Below are 17,260 nucleotides of genomic sequence, written 5' to 3' on the forward strand. Positions count from 1 at the left end.
CTGTTTCTACGAACTGGCGTCAGTTCTCACTTCCGCCGACCTTTCGGAACATATCAAGTCTATTCCTGTTCTTTCCTGTTTTGTCCGGATTGGGAACATACAATCTAGTTATTCGGTAAGCGGTATTATTTTCGATGCCGACGTGCGAGCCATTCGCTTTGCCCTCGTGCGTATAATTGAGAGGATCGAGAGGGGTTTAGGTGTTCCGCAGACAGAGACGAGAGAAGATCCTCGAGATCATCAATGCAACTGGGCATGCAACCGTTGAAGAGCTGGCGAAGCTGTTCCATGTCAGCGTTGATAGCATTCGAAAAGATTTACGAGAGCTTGCCGATGCCGGCTTATGCATACGAGCTTATGGCGGAGCGACCCGCATCAAGCCAGCAGCAACAGAAACAGAAGCGCATGCTCAAAGCCCCGAGCTACAAGTCACCGACAACCGAACGGGACGCTTGGCAGTCGCTGAGCGCGCTTGGGAAGAAATCAACGAGGGCGACGCGATCTTTCTCGATATTTCTCAGACCAATCTCTTGCTTGCACACTTAATTGCAGAAGGTGACAAGCGGCTCATTGTAACCACGAATATGCTTGAGATTCCTCGCTTGATCGCAGCAAATCCCAAGGTAACCGTCCTTGCAACCGGAGGCTTTCTCAATCCTCAGCTAACCGGCTTTACTGGCACTGCTTCAATAAGTCTGCTTGAGCCGCTCCTCTTTTCTAAGGCCTTTATTGGCGTTCATGGCGTGCATATTCCCAGCAATGCCGTTATGTCATTCAATATGGATGATGGCATGGTGAAGCGAAAAGTGATCGACAATGCCTCAGAGCGTTTTTTGCTGGCCGATCAGGATAAATTTGCTATTGAGTCGGGCTATCGCTTTGCCTCAGTGGATGATTTCTCTGCAATTATCACCGACACAACGAATGCGTCAATTCTTTCTGAGCTTGAGAAACGAGGCATTCCCATTCTTGGCTAAACAGCTGGAAAAACAACGGTGATCGTTGTTCCTTTTCCCAGCTCGCTTTCCAGCTCAATCTCAGCCTTATGATAGAGAGCCGCATGCTTGACGATTGCAAGCCCCAAGCCCGTACCACCTCGAGATTTTGAACGGCTCTTATCCACCCGGTAGAAACGCTCAAAGATCTTTCCTTGCTCCTCAGCAGCAATGCCAATACCCGTATCGTGCACCCGCACAAAAGGCTCGCCGCATGAGCGCACGCCTGAGCTCACCGTCACCGATCCGCCGGGCTTGTTATAGCGGATCGCATTGCTCACCAGGTTATACACCAGCTCTTCCATAAGCCGGGGCACACCGTGAACTGAGGCAGCCTGAACATCTTGGGCGGCCAGGCTCACATTGTTTTTAGTGGCCACATCTTCTAGACGCTGACAAATGCTTCTGACCAAATGCGGCAGATCAATCTCTTCTCTTCGTCCCAAAACGCCGTCGATATCAGATATTCCAGCGCCTGCATGCTCGGATTCATCCAAATTAGAAAGGGTGAGAATATCGTTTACCAATGAAGTCAAGCGTCCTGCTTCGCGATGAATCCTACCTGCAAACTTTCTGGTATCTGCCTCAGAGCCCACCATACCCTCGGCGATCAGCTCAGCATAGCCAGAAACCGTGGTAAGCGGGGTTTTCAGCTCATGGGTAATATTGGCCGTAAACTCACGACGCATGCGATCGTTATCGGCAAGCACCGCCATCTGACGCTTTAGCTCTTGGCGCTGCTTTTCTATACGATCCAACATGGGACGCATCTCAATATAGGTGCCCTCAACGCTTCTCCTCGGATGATCAAGATCCACCAATTTGAGAGGAGCAATAATTGAATCAGCAACACGACGTGCAGTAATAAGCGCGGCTATGGCAGCGACAAGGGCAAGGGTTGTTACAGGACCTATGAGCGTAGAAAAGATAGAAAGCAGCCCTGCTTGCTCTTTTGCAAGACGCACCACACGCCCATCTTGCAAGCGAACAGCCTCATACGCCATGGCCTCGCCCAAGGTTGAGCTCGATCGCCGAGAAGATCCTCTTCCCTCGCGCAGGGCATCTGCGATCTCAGGTCGGTGTGCATGATTGCCAAGCTCTTTGGCATCCTCTGCGCTATCAAACAAAACTGTGCCGTCAGGATCCACCAAGGTCATGCGCGTACCATTGCTCTTTAAGCGAGCAAGCAGTCCCTCATCATCTGAAGAGTCATCCAAAGCAGCTGCAGCAATTGAGGCCTCATCTGCCAAGCCCTCACGAATAACCTGGGCAAGTCGCCCTTGCATATAGAGGGTTCCTACCACAGAAAACAGCAGGATAGACACCAGCGCCACCGCAAACATAGTTCTAAAAACGCGGGTGGCAAGGGATTGGCCTCCCGAACGTGCAGCCATGAACTACTCCGAGGCCTCAGCGAAGCGGTAGCCCACACCACGAACGGTTTCAATGAGATGCGCATGATTGCCAAGTTTTTGACGAAGCGTCTGCACATGCACGTCAACCGTGCGAGAGCCACCATCAAAGTCCCAGCCCCACACACTTTGCAAAAGCGACTCACGAGAAAACACAATGCCGGGTTTTCTCATCAAAAAGGCCAGCAGATCAAACTCACGAAGGGTGAGTTTAAGCTCCTCGCCCTCAACCGTAGCCCGGCGATGACTTGGAGACAAGGCAACGCCAGCAATCTCTACGCTATCGGAATCCTTTTGACTATTCATGCCACCCCGGCGCAGCAAGGCGCGGCATCGGCTCGTAAACTCCATGAGTGAAAAAGGTTTGGTGAGATAATCATCGGCTCCACCATCTAAGGCAATCACCTTATCGAGCTCGGCATCTTTTGCGGTGAGCATCATGATCGGAACCTGAGCAGTTTCTCGATCTGCTCGCAGGCGCGCGAGGATCTCTAAGCCATCGGTATCAGGAAGCATAATATCGAGCAGCACAGCATCGGGCACCCGCCGTGCAACCGCTGCCTTAAACTCGCTATCGCAGCTAAAACCTTCAGCATCCATCCCCTGCTGGCGCAAGGCATAGAGCGCAAGCTTGCGAATATTGTCGTCATCCTCGACGTAGTAAATCACGGTGCCTCCTTTACGCAGACATCACGTTCTCATAATACAACCGCTTTGTAAGCAGGGCGTAAGGGCTTGAAACTTCTCTAGTGAGCACTCAGGGCAAGAGCATCTGGGGTTTCAAAAAACTCCTCAGCGCTCGCTTGCCCAGGCTCGCCCGTAAAGAAGCGGATAGCGCGATCGATGAGTACAAGCAAGTAAGAAAGAGGATCTGGTCCATCTTGGTTTTCTGCGGAAACCAAGTCAACCTTGCCAAGCTCCTTGCCCGCTTGCTTAACCACTAAAGAACCAACAGTATCTCCGGCGCGCACGCCACCGTCGATTGCGCGGTACTCAGGGTGGAGCTCTACCTTGCCCGCAAGATTAAAGAGCGAAACGGCTGCATCAGGATCTGTAGCTGTGACCTCCACCGTCTTGTCTGACCATGCACGGTTCGGCACACGCGCAATCAGCGGCCGACCATCCGCTGTTGTGCGCTCAGAAGCCACTAAGGGATAGTCCACGGTATGACCGTAGTACCAATTGGCAAGCGCTCGCGTATCTGCCCAGCGCTGATCGCTACCATCTGAGCCAAGCGTAACGGTATAGATCTCGCCACCAGCATCTTGAGAGAAAGCTCCAACAAAGCATTGAAGGGCAATATAGGTACCACCGGTTTTTCCACCAATATTGCCTCCCTGCCCCAAGATTTCATTTCTCACCAAGATCTTGATGCTGCGCTCTGCCCCATCTGCTCCCTTCACAACCATCATGGGATCGCCGTCTGCATCAATGCGGCGGAAGTCCTCATTTTGCATGGCATAGGCGTACATGGTGGCCACGTCTCGGGCAGAAGAGTGCAACTCCCCCTCCCAGCCGTCAAAATCAAGACCATGAGGGTTTTCAAAGAGACTGTGCTCCATCCCGAGCTCAGCGGCCTTGGTATTCATTGCTTCCACAAAGGTTTTGTATGGGTTGGCACTTGCGGGATCAATCTTTTTTCCAATAGTAGTAGCAATTGCCATGGCCGCATCATTACCCGAGGTCACCAAAAGTGCCTTAAGCGCGGTTGAAAGCGGCATGGTATCGCCTTCTTTTAGATCGGCAGAAGACTGACCAACCTTTGCCGCCGCCTCATCTACCGTAATCGTATCGGCGAGCTTTGCATGCTCAAGGGCAACAATTGCAGTCATGACCTTCGTGATCGATGCGATCTTAATCTCTTCATCGGCATTGCGCTCAAAATAGGTTGTCCCATCCTTGCCAACCACGATAGCTGCGTGGCATTCCAGATCGGGCATGTCGACCTCTGAAATACCTTGCGCCGAGGCTGTCTGTCCCAAAACCATATCGGTATCGAGACGCGTCGCTTCTGCGGTTTGAGGCAGGGCAAGGAGCAATGCAAGGGCTATGAGGGCAGACGCCAGGCAGGCGGCAAACGTATGCCTTGCCTTCGGAGCGCGAGCAACTTGGTGAGACATTTGATCCATAGAGACCCTCCGGGTCAATCGTTTTGTGCAAACTCCCCGTCTATTATGCCACGCAGGCAACTTTTTGTGAGAAGCCAGGCTTCGTGGGTCGATTGCACGCTCCCAAGTGGAGGCCGATTGCGCACTCCCAAGCGACTGAAGAGACGATACCTCACATGACGCCACCTAGCTCGCCGTTCGGATGCACTTTCCCATACAAGCTAGAAGCGGTGCTCAAGCTTGCCAGGAGCGATAAGAGCCGCCGAGCTAAAGAGACGATTTGCATTTTCCCACGCGGCGTACTGGATGATTGCTGGATCTTCCCCCGTGCGCAATGCACGATCTTTTGAGAGTGCGTCGATCGTAAAGGCAATCATGGCAGGCTCACACTCAGTGCCTCTCAAAGGCATCGGAGCCATGTACGGGCAGTCGGTTTCAAACACGATACGTTCCAGTGGCGTGGCGGCAAAGGCATCGCGCACCGCTTCGTTTCTGTTAAAGGTTGCAGCGCCTCCGTACGCGATATAGCAGCCCAGATCAACCGCCTGCTCCATGGTCGTGCGATCTTCTCCAAAGCAATGCAACACACAGCCCGTCTCTGGCACGCCCAGCTCTCTCAGAAGCTGAAAGACATCTGCGTGAGCCTGGCGCTCAGGGTCACTATCATCATTTCTTACATGCAGCTCAACAGGAAGCTGGTATTCATGAGCGATACGTAGCTGATCTGCCAGAGCAGCAAGCTGCACCTCACGCGGGGCAGGTGCATACTCACCCTCGGCATCCACATGGTAATCAAGGCCAATCTCGCCAATGCCTGCACACTGAGGATCATTCAGTGCAAGCAGTATGGTGGAGCGCAACTCTTCAGTGTAGTGAGCAGCACCGTATGGATGGACGCCTACGAGATAGCGCACCTGCGGCACAGCCGGTGTAGGCACAGCCGGTGAAGATACCTCCAGCTCAGTTGAAGCCGTATCCAACCACGTGCGCAAGGCACGCTGGTAGGCATCGAGCTTCATATCATCTCCCACCGGATCAAAGAGCGTCACGATGAACTGCACGCCAGCCTGTGCTGCGCGCAGCAAGCACGCAACGGGATCCTTTTCCCAAAAACACGTGAGGTGTCCATGCGTATCGGCAGCAGGAGCGGCGAGCGTGGGCACTTCAAAGGAACGCATCCGCTTCTTGATGCGCTTCTCAAAGGTAAGCGGTACTGCGAGGTTGATAGCAGGCTTATCTGCCCGCTCATCACCAGCGCGCTCTTGCGGCTCCTCTGAACTGAGATTATTCACACAGCTCACCTACGTCCTCAAACACAGAAATCAACTTGCATGCTCGCCAGCGCCCAGTGCAAGGGCTTTTGTGAGGCGAATAAAATCGGAAACCTCAAGTGTCTCCCCACGTGCACCCGGGTGAATGCCCGCTGCGGCAAACGCACAATCGAGCTGGGCTTTGTCAAAACCAGCGGCAGCCATAGAATTGCGAATGGTCTTTCGCCGCTGTAAAAAGCCCGCATCAATTACCTGAGCCACATCGCTTGCGTGCAAGCCCCGAGGCAGCGGGCTTTCATGTGGCTCATAGCGCTCTATGCGCACCACCGCAGAATCCACATGTGGAGCCGGCATAAAGCAACGCGGCGGCACCTCAAAGCGACCCGCAACCCGTCCAAACAAGGCAAGCTTTGCGGTATAGGCTCCATAGGCTTTCGTTCCCGGGTGCGCACCAATACGATCTGCCACCTCTTTTTGTACCATCACCACGGCGGTCTTGAGCGCTGGACGCTCCTGAAAATACGCCAGGATAATGGTTGCTGCAACGTTATAAGGCAGATTTGCCACCAAGATTGTTGGTTCTCCACCAGCGGCTTGAGCAATCTCGTGAGCAGATACCTGAAGGGCATCTCCCATCAAATACGTAAAGTTTGGGTGCGAAGCCGCATGCTCAGCCAAAATTGGCTCAAGGCTTGAGTCCATCTCAACCGAGACAACCTGAGCAGCCTCTTGTACCAATGCCAACGTGAGCGTGCCGATACCTGGCCCTACCTCAAGCACGCGCTCGGAACCCGAAAGAGCAGCTAAGCGCATGATTCGCTCAATCACGTGATTATCCACGAGAAAGTTTTGACCGAGGTGATGCTTGGCAAAAAGCCCATGAGCCTCAAGCAGGACGCGAGTTGCCGCAGGACTTGCAAGGGGTGATGTAGTCATAGCATCTGCTGAGAGAGCACGGCGCTTACGCCTCCTGCAGACGCGGGAACAGCGCCACGCCCTTTTCCACCGCAAGCCCGCCGACATATCCGCCCCACGTGCAGGTAGCGAAGAGGTCATCGGTTGCAATCTGGTCGGAGATACCAATGCGGCGCAGAGCCTCGGCTGAAGTCGCAGGCATAAAGGGTGCAAACAAATGAGCCGCAATGCGGATTGCCTCAAGTAAGGTATAGATCACGAAGGCAAGCTCATCAGCACGGGCTGGATCTTTTGCCAAACTCCACGGCTCGGCGTCTTCAATATAGCGATTCGCGGCATGAACAAGTGCCATCACCTCAGCCGCTGCCTCCCCATACGCGAAAGCCTCCATCTTCTTTGCGTAGCGCTCTGCCAAGCCCTCAGCAATACGAGCAAGCGGGTTTTCATACGCTGCAAGATCTTGTGGTCGCTCGGGGGAGGCACCTTCAAAATACTTTGCACTCATATTGAGCGAGCGAGAAATCAGATTTCCCCAGCTATTAGCAAGATCAGCGTTGTAGACCTGGCGCATGCGCGAGAAAGAAATAGCTCCGTCGTCTCCCGGCTCAACGTCGGTCATAAAGTAGTAGCGATAACCCTCAACACCCAACAGATCAATGACCTCGCGCGGAGCAATGGCGTTGCCCCGGCTCTTAGACATCTTCTCGCCCTTGCCCGTTTCATCATTTCTCACCAGCAAGAATCCATGAGCAAAGACCCGCTCAGGCAAGGCCTCGCCAATCGCCATGAGCATGGCAGGCCAGATCACGCAGTGAAAACGGATGATGTCTTTGCCCACAATATGGTCTTGTGCAGGCCAGCGATACGCCAGCTTAGCACGGGCGGCATCGGTATCCTCACCAAAGCCAATAGCGGTCATATAGTTGAGCAGTGCGTCAAACCATACGTAGGTAACGTGATCCTCATCAAAAGGAACCGGAATGCCCCAGTCAAAGGTATTTCGTGAAACGGACAGGTCATTCAGGCCGCCAGCTACAAAACTTCTGACCTCATTCATACGAAAATCGGGCTGCACAAAGTTCGGATGCTCGTCATACCATGCAAGCAGGCGATCTTGGAAGGCAGAGAGCTTGAAGAACCAACTCTCCTCTTGCACGCGCTCAAGCGGACGACCGCAATCTGGGCAGAGATGCGCGCCGGACGTTCCATGCGCTTCATCTGATTTAGAAACCTGAGTCTCAGTAAAGAAGGTTTCCTCTGGCACGCAATACCATCCGTCATAGCTTCCCTTATACAGATAGCCAGATTCACGCATGCGCTCCCACAAGTACGCAACCGCTCGATACTGACGCGGCTCGGTGGTGCGGATGAAATCATCGTTTGAAATCTCAAGCTCTTGCCAGAGCGCTTCAAAATGTGGAGCCTGGGAGTCACACCACTCCTGTGGGGTCATACCATGAGCCGCTGCAGCCTCAGCAACCTTTTGACCATGCTCATCCATACCCGTAAGAAAGAGCACGTCTTGGCCGCTCGCCCGGCGAAAGCGTGCCTGAACGTCCGCCATGATAGTGGAATAGGCCGTACCTAGGTGTGGATCAGCATTTACGTAGTAAATGGGGGTGGTGATGTAATAGGAAGGCTTCGTGCCCATCTGCGCGGGTCCCTTCTCGCACGTTTCTTTGCCCAATTAGTCTAGCGCATGCAAGGCCAAGCAGGGAGAGAGACAACTGAAGCCCTCGCTCAGGTCTTCATAAGAGCCCAAAGCGGGGGCTTCCAAAATAGATAAACCTGCTGAGCACGAGCGCGCGCAACGCAGTGTTCACACAGCCTCAGATGCTCTCACAACACCTCAACCGGGCACATTAAGGCCTTAGACATACGCCCCGGGTATATGTGCGAAGTGAGCAACGTACGGCCAGAGCCTCACCGCTCCATCCGCAACGTGAGGCTCTTGCACACGTACCATCTATTACCTGTGCTAGCCGAGCTTCTCAACAATCTTAGTCACAATGGCATCTGCCTGCTTAATTGCAGCACCTACACCAACCTTTACCTTAGGAATGCCCTCAAAGCGATCAACATGTTTAATTGGCATATCGTTGGTGAGGATTACCGCCGTTGCACCCTCAAGATCTGCAGGGGTGATCTCGTTTTCGATTCCAATTGAACCCTGGGTTTCTACCTTGCAGGGAATCCCCACACGCTTGCATGCATCATCAATGGCCTCTGCTGCCATATAGGTATGAGCCACGCCAGAAGGGCAAGCCGTTACCGCTAAAATTTTCATCAGATACTCTCCTTTGTTCTGTGACATCCCAAGGTGTTGAGTAGCACACGAGCAGCGCTGCCAACTGCTTCAAACACGTGGATACAAGACACGCAGCTGCTCGAACAGGCACTACACAACAACTAACCAGCCGCGCCCCTTAGAGCTCAAACTCGATCTCAAGCTCTTCTTCAACAACAGCAGGCTTTGTCTCGCGCTTCAAAAAGAACACGAGCGCCATATGAGCCGCAATGCCTAACGCCAAGCTCGCCACATAGGTGAGCGCCGAAGTGACCGGCAACACGACCAAGCCACCCCAGGCCGCATTGCACCACACGCCGAGCGCACCAGCAATCGCGCCGCCGATGGCTCCAGACACCACATTGATAGGGATGAGAATCGGACTTGCGGTGGTATACGAGATTGCACCCTCCGTAATGCCGCAGATGCCCATGGCAATGGCTCCAATGCCTGCCTCGCGCTCCTCGTTCGTAAACTTGTTGCGCAGTACCATCGACTCAATACCTAAGGCAATTGGAGGGATTGCAATAGCAATCGAGATCGGTCCCATAAAGGTGCTGTTTTGCCCAGCAGCAACCATCGTTCCCACAACAGCCGCACCGGTGGAATATGCCACCTTATTGAGCGGGCCGCCCAGATCAAAACAGATCATGGCACCGGTAATAGCTCCAACTGCAATTGCGCTCGTGCCATCCATTGTTGTGAGCCACTCAGTCATGGCGTTCAGCAGCCATGCACACGGACCACCAATAACGCAAATCATGGTGAAACCCACAACCAGCGAAGAGACAATCGGAATAATAATGATCGACTTCAGTGAGCGAATGGACTTATGCAAAGGGAGCTTCTTGAGCAAAAATGCGCAGATGCCTGCAAGCAAGCCAGCCAAAATGCCCCCAATAAAGCCCGCGCCTACATTAACGGCGAGCTGGCCTCCAATAAGGCCGGGGGCAATGCCGGGACGATCGGCAATAGAGGCCGCAATAAAGGCGGAAAGCACCGGCACCATAAGGCCAAGACCCGTGCCACCAATCTGCGCGAGAATGCCTATGATACCCTCGGATGAAACACCGGCTCCCTGCTGAACGCTCGACATAGAAAGCATGGTAGCAACAGCAAAAATAATGCCTCCCGCCACCACAACCGGGATCATATGGCTCACGCCGTTCATCAGATGCTGGCGAGTTCCTTTGAGCGTCGTAATAAGATCACTCATGACAGTTTCCTTTCTCAAAGACTTGTATTAGCTCGGTCATTACCTGAATTGATCTGCTGCGGCACCGCTCTCGGGTGCGCGCTCCAAAAGCAACGCCTGAGAAGATCGCCGCCTCTTTCTACGCAATCCCCACGAGGTCAACAACCTCAGCGGGAGCCGACGTAGAAGCGAGCCGCTCTCTAAAATCCGCATGAATTAACTGTCGAGCCAACTGCGCCAGAATAACCAGATGCCGATCGCCCGCCTCAGCAAGCGGAACGGCAATCTGAAACACCAAATCAACCTGCTCCCCATCCCAATCAATCGGATGAGCAAGATGGGCAAAACCAAGGGAAGCAACACTCACCGCTTCCGACTTGGCATGCGGTGTGGCAACACGAAAGCCTAAGGCAGTTGTGCCCATAGCTTCGCGCGCAAATACATCAGCTACATAGGCCTCAAGATCTGAAAGCCGATTACTCGCATCCATGGCATGCGCAAGCGCTCGAATGACGTCTTCTTTGCTTGTAGCCTGAAGGTCAAATAACACAAGATCTGGGGTCATGAGCTCCATTACCATCACCTCAGCAATCAGCCATGGTGGCACCGGTGCCAACCAGCGTCTCAAAGTCTTGTGTAAACGCATCAACCGCTGCATCAATAGCGGCGTTTTTAACCAAGCCCTCAATCAGATCAGGAGCAACAGTTACTCCTTTGACTCCATAACGCACGAGCTCAAGAACCTGCTGGCTATTCTTAAAACTTGCTGCTAAAAGACCGCTCGGCAGACCTGCAGCAACAATTGAATCGTGAATCTCACAGGCAACCTTCACGCCATCAAAACCCATATTGTCAATGCGGTTTACATACGGAGCAGCGTATTCAGCGCCGCATTTTGCAGCAAGAAATCCCTGCATAGCGGTATAGATAGCCGTTCCAATAAAGCGAATACCTGCTGCTTTCAGCATACGCATGGCACGAAAGCCCTCAGGCGTAGACGGAACCTTGACTAAGGTGGATGCCCCCAGCTCAGCGCATATGCGCTTCGCCTCAGCAAGCATGCCCTCAGCAGAGTTACTGATCACCTGCACAAAAAGCTCGCCATCATCACCAATGATGGAACGAATCTCATGCAAGACCTCATACGGCGGTCTCCCAGATGCCGCAAGAATCGAGGGATTCGTTGAGACGCCATCCACCGGAAAGCGCTCATAGATCCTTCGGATCTTTTCTACATCAGCATCGTCGATACAGAGCTTCATAGCTTCCTCCTTTATCTTGCTAAGACGCCGGACTTCCGACGTCTTACTACGCTCATACAGCCACACCTGCAAAGGCGTTGACCTCGGGATTTCATGTCGTTTGGCTTGTGCTTTCGGACTTTGTGTCACCCGCAAACACACGCGGGATCCCAAGAAACCCTCGCGAAACCCGTAGCTCACCGCTTTGCCACTACGCCTCTATAATCAGGTTTCTTACGCCAGCGTCTTTCATCACCTCTCCAAACGCATGCATGGCTTCTTTGGAATACAGCTGAGGGTTTTCCTCATCTGAAAAACAGTAGCTACGCTGGCCGTCTCGATATTTCGCTGCGGCAAGCGGGTTGTAATTCAAAAGCTCAACGCGAACGTTGGGATACAGCGCCACGAGGTCTGAACCAATCGCGGCAAGGTTTTCTTCTGTGGCAGTCATGGTAGGGATTAAGGGCGTGCGAACAGTGACGCGATCCCGCAAAGAAGAGTGTAAAAGCCAAGAGAGGTTTTTCAGGATCTGCTGGTTCGACGCGCCAACAAGACGGCGGTGAAGCTCGTCATCTGCCAGTTTATAGTCGCAAAATATCTCATCAACCAAAGGAAGCACGCGCTGTACCTTGGCGCTCGGCGCAGCAAGGCTCGTCTCAATCGCAGTATGAATCCCGCGCGCTCGCAAAATACCTAAGAGCTCTGCGGCAAAATCCGCCTGCATAAGCGGCTCGCCCCCAGAAAGGGTCACCCCGCCTTGATCGCGAAAAAACACGCGGTCGCGCTCAAGCTCGTCTGCGAGCTCACTGGCCTCAATACTCTGGGAATCCCAGCGCAACGCACCCGTTGGGCACGCATGCATCAGAGCATCCCAAGCTTCATCGGCATGCGGATCAAGTGCAATTCCATGACCGCTCACGCGCACTCCCCCAGACGCGCTGAGAGCAATGCAGGTTCCGCAACCAATACAAGGTTCGGCAAACCATACGGGAGAAGGATGTGGATCCAGCCCCTCAGGGTTTTGGCACCAAACACAGCGCAAAGGACAGCCCTTTAAAAACACGCTGGTGCGCAAGCCTGACCCATCATGGGTAGAGAAGCGCCGGATATCGAACACAACACCTTTCATTTACGACATATCCGCATAGGAAGTCCGAGCAATGATCTCGTCCTGCAGCTTACCGGCAAGCTCGGTAAAGTACGCCGTATAGCCTGCTACACGCACCGTCAGGCTCCGATAGCGCTCAGGATCTTGCTGAGCAGCTATGAGATCTTCGCGTCGCACAACATTGAACTGGATGTGCGGAATTTTGAGATCCACAAAGGAGTGCAAGAAGAGGGCGAACTTATCAATGCCCTGCTCAGTTGCGAAAAATGAGGGCAAGAATTTCATATTGAGCAAGCCGCCGTTTGAGGTGAGCGAAGGATCCAGGCGTGCGACTGACTTGAGCACGGCGGTCGGGCCATCTAAATCACGTCCATACATGGGGCTCATGCCACCATCTGCCAACGGCGTTTGGGAGAGGCGTCCATCAGGGCTTGCCCCCACATTTTCTCCCATAGGCACATGAGCAGAAACGGTATACATGCCTGTGTGATAGGGGCCGCCTCGATAATTGGTAAAACTACGCAAGCGCGTCTGGAAGTACTCTGCCCAACGGCATCCCAACTCATCAACCCAAGCAACATCATTGCCGTACTTAGGCACCTTGTTTAAAATCCGCGCATGCAGGATTTCGTGACCCTCAAAGTTATCTCGCAGCGCTTGAAGCATCTCATGTGCACTTACAACCTGCTCGTCATACACCAGCATCTTTAAGGCAGCAAGGCTATCAGCCAAATTCGCAACCTGAATCATCTGAATGCCTGAGAAGTTATAGTGGGCACCACCTGCAGTAACGTCGATACCCCGCTCAAGACAATCATCAATCACGGCAGACAAAAATGCCGTGGGCAACAGATCTATATGAGCCGCTTCCACCCACGCGCAGGCCTCAACCATACGATCCATGTAGTAGTCGATCATCTTGGCAAAGCTAGCCTCAAGCTCCTCATAGCTTGCATACGTGTCCAAGCTGCCAAAATCAGGCCCCAAAACGCGTCCGGTCACTAAATCGACGCCACCGGTCAGCGTGAGTTCAAGTGCCTTGTTGAGGTTGAACATGGCCGCATCGCTCCACCCAAGATTGTCACCTTGAGTTGTAAGCTCAACACAGCCCACGATGGCATAGTCAAGCGCATCGGCAGGATCCACGCCCAACTCCTCAAGAGCTGGCACAACCGCCTCATCGTTAAAGAACTGCGGCATGCCACTACCCTTTGCCACCACACGAATTGCCTTTTTAAGCAGGCTATCTGTCGTGTTTTCATGCAGGCGTACTGAGAGATTGGGCTGCGGCAAACCCAGCTCTTCTTGCGCTTGTAAGAAGAGATAGGACAGGTCATTTTCTACGTTGGCACCCGTGCGATCTTGTCCGCCAACTGCAATATTGAAACCAATGGGAAAGCCAGCAAAATATCGCGCGCTGCTGGCACTTCTCATATACACAATTTGGTTGAACTTAAGAAAGAGGCATTCGATGAGCTCTAAGGCGCGATCCTTGCTCATACCATCCGAAATACTCGTGCGGTAGTACGGCTCCAGCACCATATCGAGGCGACCAGGTGAAAACGATGAAGCATTTGATTCCATCTGCAGGATTACGAATAAAAACCAAAGGCCTTGCAGGGCCTCATGAAAGGTTTTTGCCGGTCGCTCTGCGAGGGCATCGCATATCGTTGCTACCTGCATAAGATCTTCTGCAGCCTCTGGATGGCTCGTTGCGAGCGTACGAGCGAGGGCAGCATAGCGGCGCATGAAGGCAATTGCCCCGTCCATAACAAGAACCACTGCCTGATAAAATGGCCGCTTCTCTGAGTCTGCCATCTCAAGATGCGAAAGCGCCTCTGTCTTCAAGCCAAGAGGTCCTTTGGAAAGCCAGGTACGGCAGTTTGGATTGATATGACCTTGGGCGTGATCAGTCTGGTTAATCTTGGCTACGCGGCCAATCTCTTTCAGCTCTTCACCATGGTCGATGCGAATACGATCTTCAAGCGAAGCGTCTTTCCAAAAGGGCTTAATTATCCGCCGGAAGTATTCAATATCTTCCTCGTGCACATTGAAGGTATCTTGTGGACGACTTGGCAGGGTCTCAAGCTCTCGATCAACCCATGAGCTACCAGCTTCTGGAAAAACCACGCCAGCACGCACGCCAGCCGTGCGATTACCAACAATCAGCTCAAGCGGATCGATTGTGATTTCCATCTGCTCAAGAGCTGCAGCAAGCGCATGAGCGCGCTGCAAAATACGAGGCTCATTTGGATGCTTTTGATAGGATTCCGTAATGATTTTAGCCTGCTCAATTGAAGCGTAGCGTGGCTCGTTGAGCATATGCTCTCGTAGTGTTTGAATGCGCTCTGCTGCCATTGCTTCCATCTTCCTGTCCTCGTTAACTATTGTTTATTATCTCTTTTATTATTTCTTCTTAGTTATATAGGTAAGTATAGGCATGGTGGACGTGGTGTCAATTGTTTTATCTTCTTTTTATTGTTTTGTTAGGTTTCTGATGATCTGCGTCGGGACGTGCGTCTGCTTGAACTGCTTTAAACGTTACTACCAAGACAGCGAGCGGCTCGGCGGTCTATGCAACGTCAACATCGCACTGGTAAGACATAAGCGCGTTAAGCGTATTCAGATCTGACTCACTGCCAGTTTGAGTGTCACATGGCCCAACTCATCGCTTCCCTGCACAATGAGGAGATCAAGCGACCCTGCTTACGAACGCCGTCTATCTGCGCTATCAGAAGATCGTGCAACTAAGCGACTCGGCTGATCCTAGCTCGCACCCCGCGTGATTAAACGGGCGAAAGATTCAGCGTACCGTCCGCAGCGCCTAGGTGATCAGGCAATCCAGTCTACGTTCAACTCTTCTAATAGCTTTATCTGGGATTTTTCCGGCGAACGCTCCATAATGGCTCCTGTAAAGTCACTCATACGAGCGAAGAAATAGGTTCCATCCTCTTGAAACTTTCTTGTTTCAAGCATGAGATACGAGCGCTTGCTCGAAGCAATCGCGCAATGCTTCGTGCTTCCATCCTGCGGAATATAGGTTGATACACGGTCGTTTTCTAAATCCACTCCCACAGCACCAATGAAGGCAATGTCAAAGCGATACCGCTCCATTTGCTCAATCGTAAGCGCACCAATAAAGCCATCGCGCCGATCGTTCGTCTCGCCGCCAAGCATAATCAATTTGATATTGCGAGCACTTGATACGGCACCGATGACCTGGATGCAATTAGTAACCAAGGTGATCTTTCGCCCTGAGTCAGCAAGCATTTGAGCAAGCACAATATTTGAAGTAGACATGTCTAAAAAGACCATATCTCCGTCATTGATGAGCTCGAGTGCTTTTGTTGCAATCGCTCGTTTGTCTTCAATATGCTTACCCAGCCGATCTGAAATGCGATAATCCGTCGCATGCGTGCGCAGTCGAACCGCACCGCCATAGATTTTCTTTAGCTGTCCACGCTTTTCGAGCAGTGTTAGGTCTTTGCGAATACAGTCTTCCGTTACGCCAAAACGCAAAGCCAGCTCTTTAACTTTCACCGAGCCGACGGCGCTTACCTCATCAACAATTGCGTTATGACGCCCTTCGGCCAGCATCTGCTCTCCCTTATACGGCACATCACGATCATCATCCACGTGTACGTTATTGTTTCCCGAATGCCAACATATCTATCTGAAAAACAGGTGTTCACAAGAAGGCCGTGGCTTAGAGCGGCGCTTTCCTAGCTGTTTGAGCGGCAATAATCTGATCGTATACCTCGCGTTTTTTTATAGAATAACGCTGAGCGAGACGCTTTGCTGTAGCTGATGCAGACTCGCCTGCATCAAGCGCCTCTTCAATTTCTTGCGCCAACAACTCCTGTGCATCTGCGTGAGCGGAAGTCACCATGCCGGAAGACACGCTCAGACGTTGCGCCAGCTCTTCTGTCGTAGGAGGAGACACAACAAGGGCAATCTCGCCCTTCACCTCACCACGAGCTGAAAAGAGCTCGACAAGCTCTTCGGCAGAACCCCGAATAACCTCCTCATACACCTTCGTAAGCTCACGACAAACTGCGCACGTGCGATTAGGCAAGCCTTCTGCCAGAGCCTCAAGTGAGGCGATAAGCCGATGCGGAGATTCGTAAAAAATCAGCGCGCCGGGAATGGCGGCAAGCTCAGCCAACCGCCGGAGGCGCGCGCCAGGACGGCGAGGTAAAAAGCCCCCAAAGAAAAAGCCGTCTGTTGCAATACCACTTGCCACCAACGCAGTTACACAAGCAGACGGACCAGGTATAACCTCTACCTTCACATCAGCCTCAAGCGCAGCATTTACTAGATACTGACCAGGATCAGAGATCGCAGGCATACCTGCATCAGAGGCAAAGGCAATGTGCGCGCCGGCGAGCATGCGCTGGATGAGAGCTGGGGTCTTTTCAGCAATCGTGTGCTCATCGCAGCGCATAAGCGGCCGAGAGATTTTGAGCAGCGCAAGTAACTTGCCCGTCACTCGCGTATCTTCACAGCAAATGAGCTCTGCCGCCTGAAAGCTCGCTGTTGCTCGAGGGGATAGATCGCTCAAGTTTCCAATGGGAGTACCCACAACGCTTAAGCAGCCTCGAGAAGATCCCTCCCGCGCATCCAGACGTGCATGAGCACCAGCAGATATGTGCTGAGCCTTGAGCAACGACTCACTCCGGGGCTGATCGTCTAGGATACCTGCCTGAGTTTGACCAGGTTTTACCATAG

At 52.7% G+C, this 17,260-nt stretch carries 15 protein-coding genes; 1 reads left to right on the forward strand and 14 read right to left on the reverse strand.

Features of this window, described 5'->3' with window-relative positions; translation table 11 throughout:
* Nucleotides 1–200 precede the first annotated feature (200 nt).
* A complete protein-coding gene (locus K6V98_RS02330) occupies nucleotides 201–977 on the forward strand; it encodes a DeoR/GlpR family DNA-binding transcription regulator (RefSeq protein ID WP_222198938.1) in 777 nt (258 codons plus the stop codon).
* Here K6V98_RS02330 and K6V98_RS02335 read toward each other — a convergent pair.
* The 14 genes from K6V98_RS02335 to rsmI form a co-directional block, all read right to left on the reverse strand.
* Nucleotides 974–2,389 (reverse strand): sensor histidine kinase, encoded by a 1,416-nt coding sequence (locus tag K6V98_RS02335; protein WP_222198939.1) that lies wholly within the window; start codon nucleotides 2,387–2,389, stop codon nucleotides 974–976. The two genes, K6V98_RS02330 and K6V98_RS02335, sit on opposite strands and share 4 nt — an antisense overlap.
* A 3-nt stretch (nucleotides 2,390–2,392) precedes the next feature.
* A complete protein-coding gene (locus K6V98_RS02340; protein WP_222198940.1) occupies nucleotides 2,393–3,076 on the reverse strand; it encodes a winged helix-turn-helix domain-containing protein in 684 nt (227 codons plus the stop codon).
* 77 nt (nucleotides 3,077–3,153) lie between these two features.
* Entirely contained in the window at nucleotides 3,154–4,536 is a 1,383-nt protein-coding gene (locus K6V98_RS02345; RefSeq protein WP_306792669.1) for a D-alanyl-D-alanine carboxypeptidase family protein, read from the reverse strand.
* Between the two features lie 200 nt (nucleotides 4,537–4,736).
* Nucleotides 4,737–5,807, reverse strand: coding sequence for a TatD family hydrolase (locus tag K6V98_RS02350; RefSeq protein WP_371734502.1), 1,071 nt, complete (start codon nucleotides 5,805–5,807; stop codon nucleotides 4,737–4,739).
* A gap of 30 nt (nucleotides 5,808–5,837) precedes the next feature.
* Nucleotides 5,838–6,722 carry a 16S rRNA (adenine(1518)-N(6)/adenine(1519)-N(6))-dimethyltransferase RsmA gene (gene rsmA / locus K6V98_RS02355; RefSeq protein WP_222198941.1) on the reverse strand — a complete coding sequence of 295 codons (885 nt, stop codon included), beginning with the start codon at nucleotides 6,720–6,722 and terminating at the stop codon, nucleotides 5,838–5,840.
* Nucleotides 6,723–6,747: 25 nt separating this feature from the next.
* A complete protein-coding gene (gene metG / locus K6V98_RS02360; RefSeq protein WP_222198942.1) occupies nucleotides 6,748–8,352 on the reverse strand; it encodes a methionine--tRNA ligase in 1,605 nt (534 codons plus the stop codon).
* Between the two features lie 327 nt (nucleotides 8,353–8,679).
* Nucleotides 8,680–8,988, reverse strand: a complete 309-nt coding sequence (locus K6V98_RS02365; protein WP_306792670.1) for a PTS fructose-like transporter subunit IIB — start codon at nucleotides 8,986–8,988, stop codon at nucleotides 8,680–8,682.
* A 139-nt stretch (nucleotides 8,989–9,127) separates the two neighbouring features.
* Nucleotides 9,128–10,204, reverse strand: coding sequence for a PTS fructose transporter subunit IIC (locus tag K6V98_RS02370; RefSeq protein WP_222198943.1), 1,077 nt, complete (start codon nucleotides 10,202–10,204; stop codon nucleotides 9,128–9,130).
* 118 nt (nucleotides 10,205–10,322) lie between these two features.
* On the reverse strand, nucleotides 10,323–10,757 hold the full coding sequence (locus K6V98_RS02375) for a PTS sugar transporter subunit IIA (RefSeq protein WP_222198944.1): 435 nt from the start codon (nucleotides 10,755–10,757) through the stop codon (nucleotides 10,323–10,325).
* 10 nt (nucleotides 10,758–10,767) lie between these two features.
* On the reverse strand, nucleotides 10,768–11,445 hold the full coding sequence (locus K6V98_RS02380; RefSeq protein ID WP_222198945.1) for a transaldolase family protein: 678 nt from the start codon (nucleotides 11,443–11,445) through the stop codon (nucleotides 10,768–10,770).
* A gap of 190 nt (nucleotides 11,446–11,635) precedes the next feature.
* Entirely contained in the window at nucleotides 11,636–12,553 is a 918-nt protein-coding gene (locus K6V98_RS02385; protein WP_222198946.1) for a glycyl-radical enzyme activating protein, read from the reverse strand.
* A complete protein-coding gene (locus K6V98_RS02390; RefSeq protein ID WP_222198947.1) occupies nucleotides 12,554–14,899 on the reverse strand; it encodes a glycyl radical protein in 2,346 nt (781 codons plus the stop codon).
* A gap of 465 nt (nucleotides 14,900–15,364) precedes the next feature.
* Entirely contained in the window at nucleotides 15,365–16,168 is an 804-nt protein-coding gene (locus K6V98_RS02395) for a DeoR/GlpR family DNA-binding transcription regulator (RefSeq protein WP_222198948.1), read from the reverse strand.
* A 70-nt stretch (nucleotides 16,169–16,238) separates the two neighbouring features.
* Entirely contained in the window at nucleotides 16,239–17,258 is a 1,020-nt protein-coding gene (rsmI, locus tag K6V98_RS02400; protein ID WP_222198949.1) for a 16S rRNA (cytidine(1402)-2'-O)-methyltransferase, read from the reverse strand.
* Nucleotides 17,259–17,260: the final 2 nt, after the last annotated feature.

It is taken from the genome of Collinsella ureilytica (assembly GCF_019795105.1).
GTDB classification, from domain to species: domain Bacteria; phylum Actinomycetota; class Coriobacteriia; order Coriobacteriales; family Coriobacteriaceae; genus Collinsella; species Collinsella ureilytica.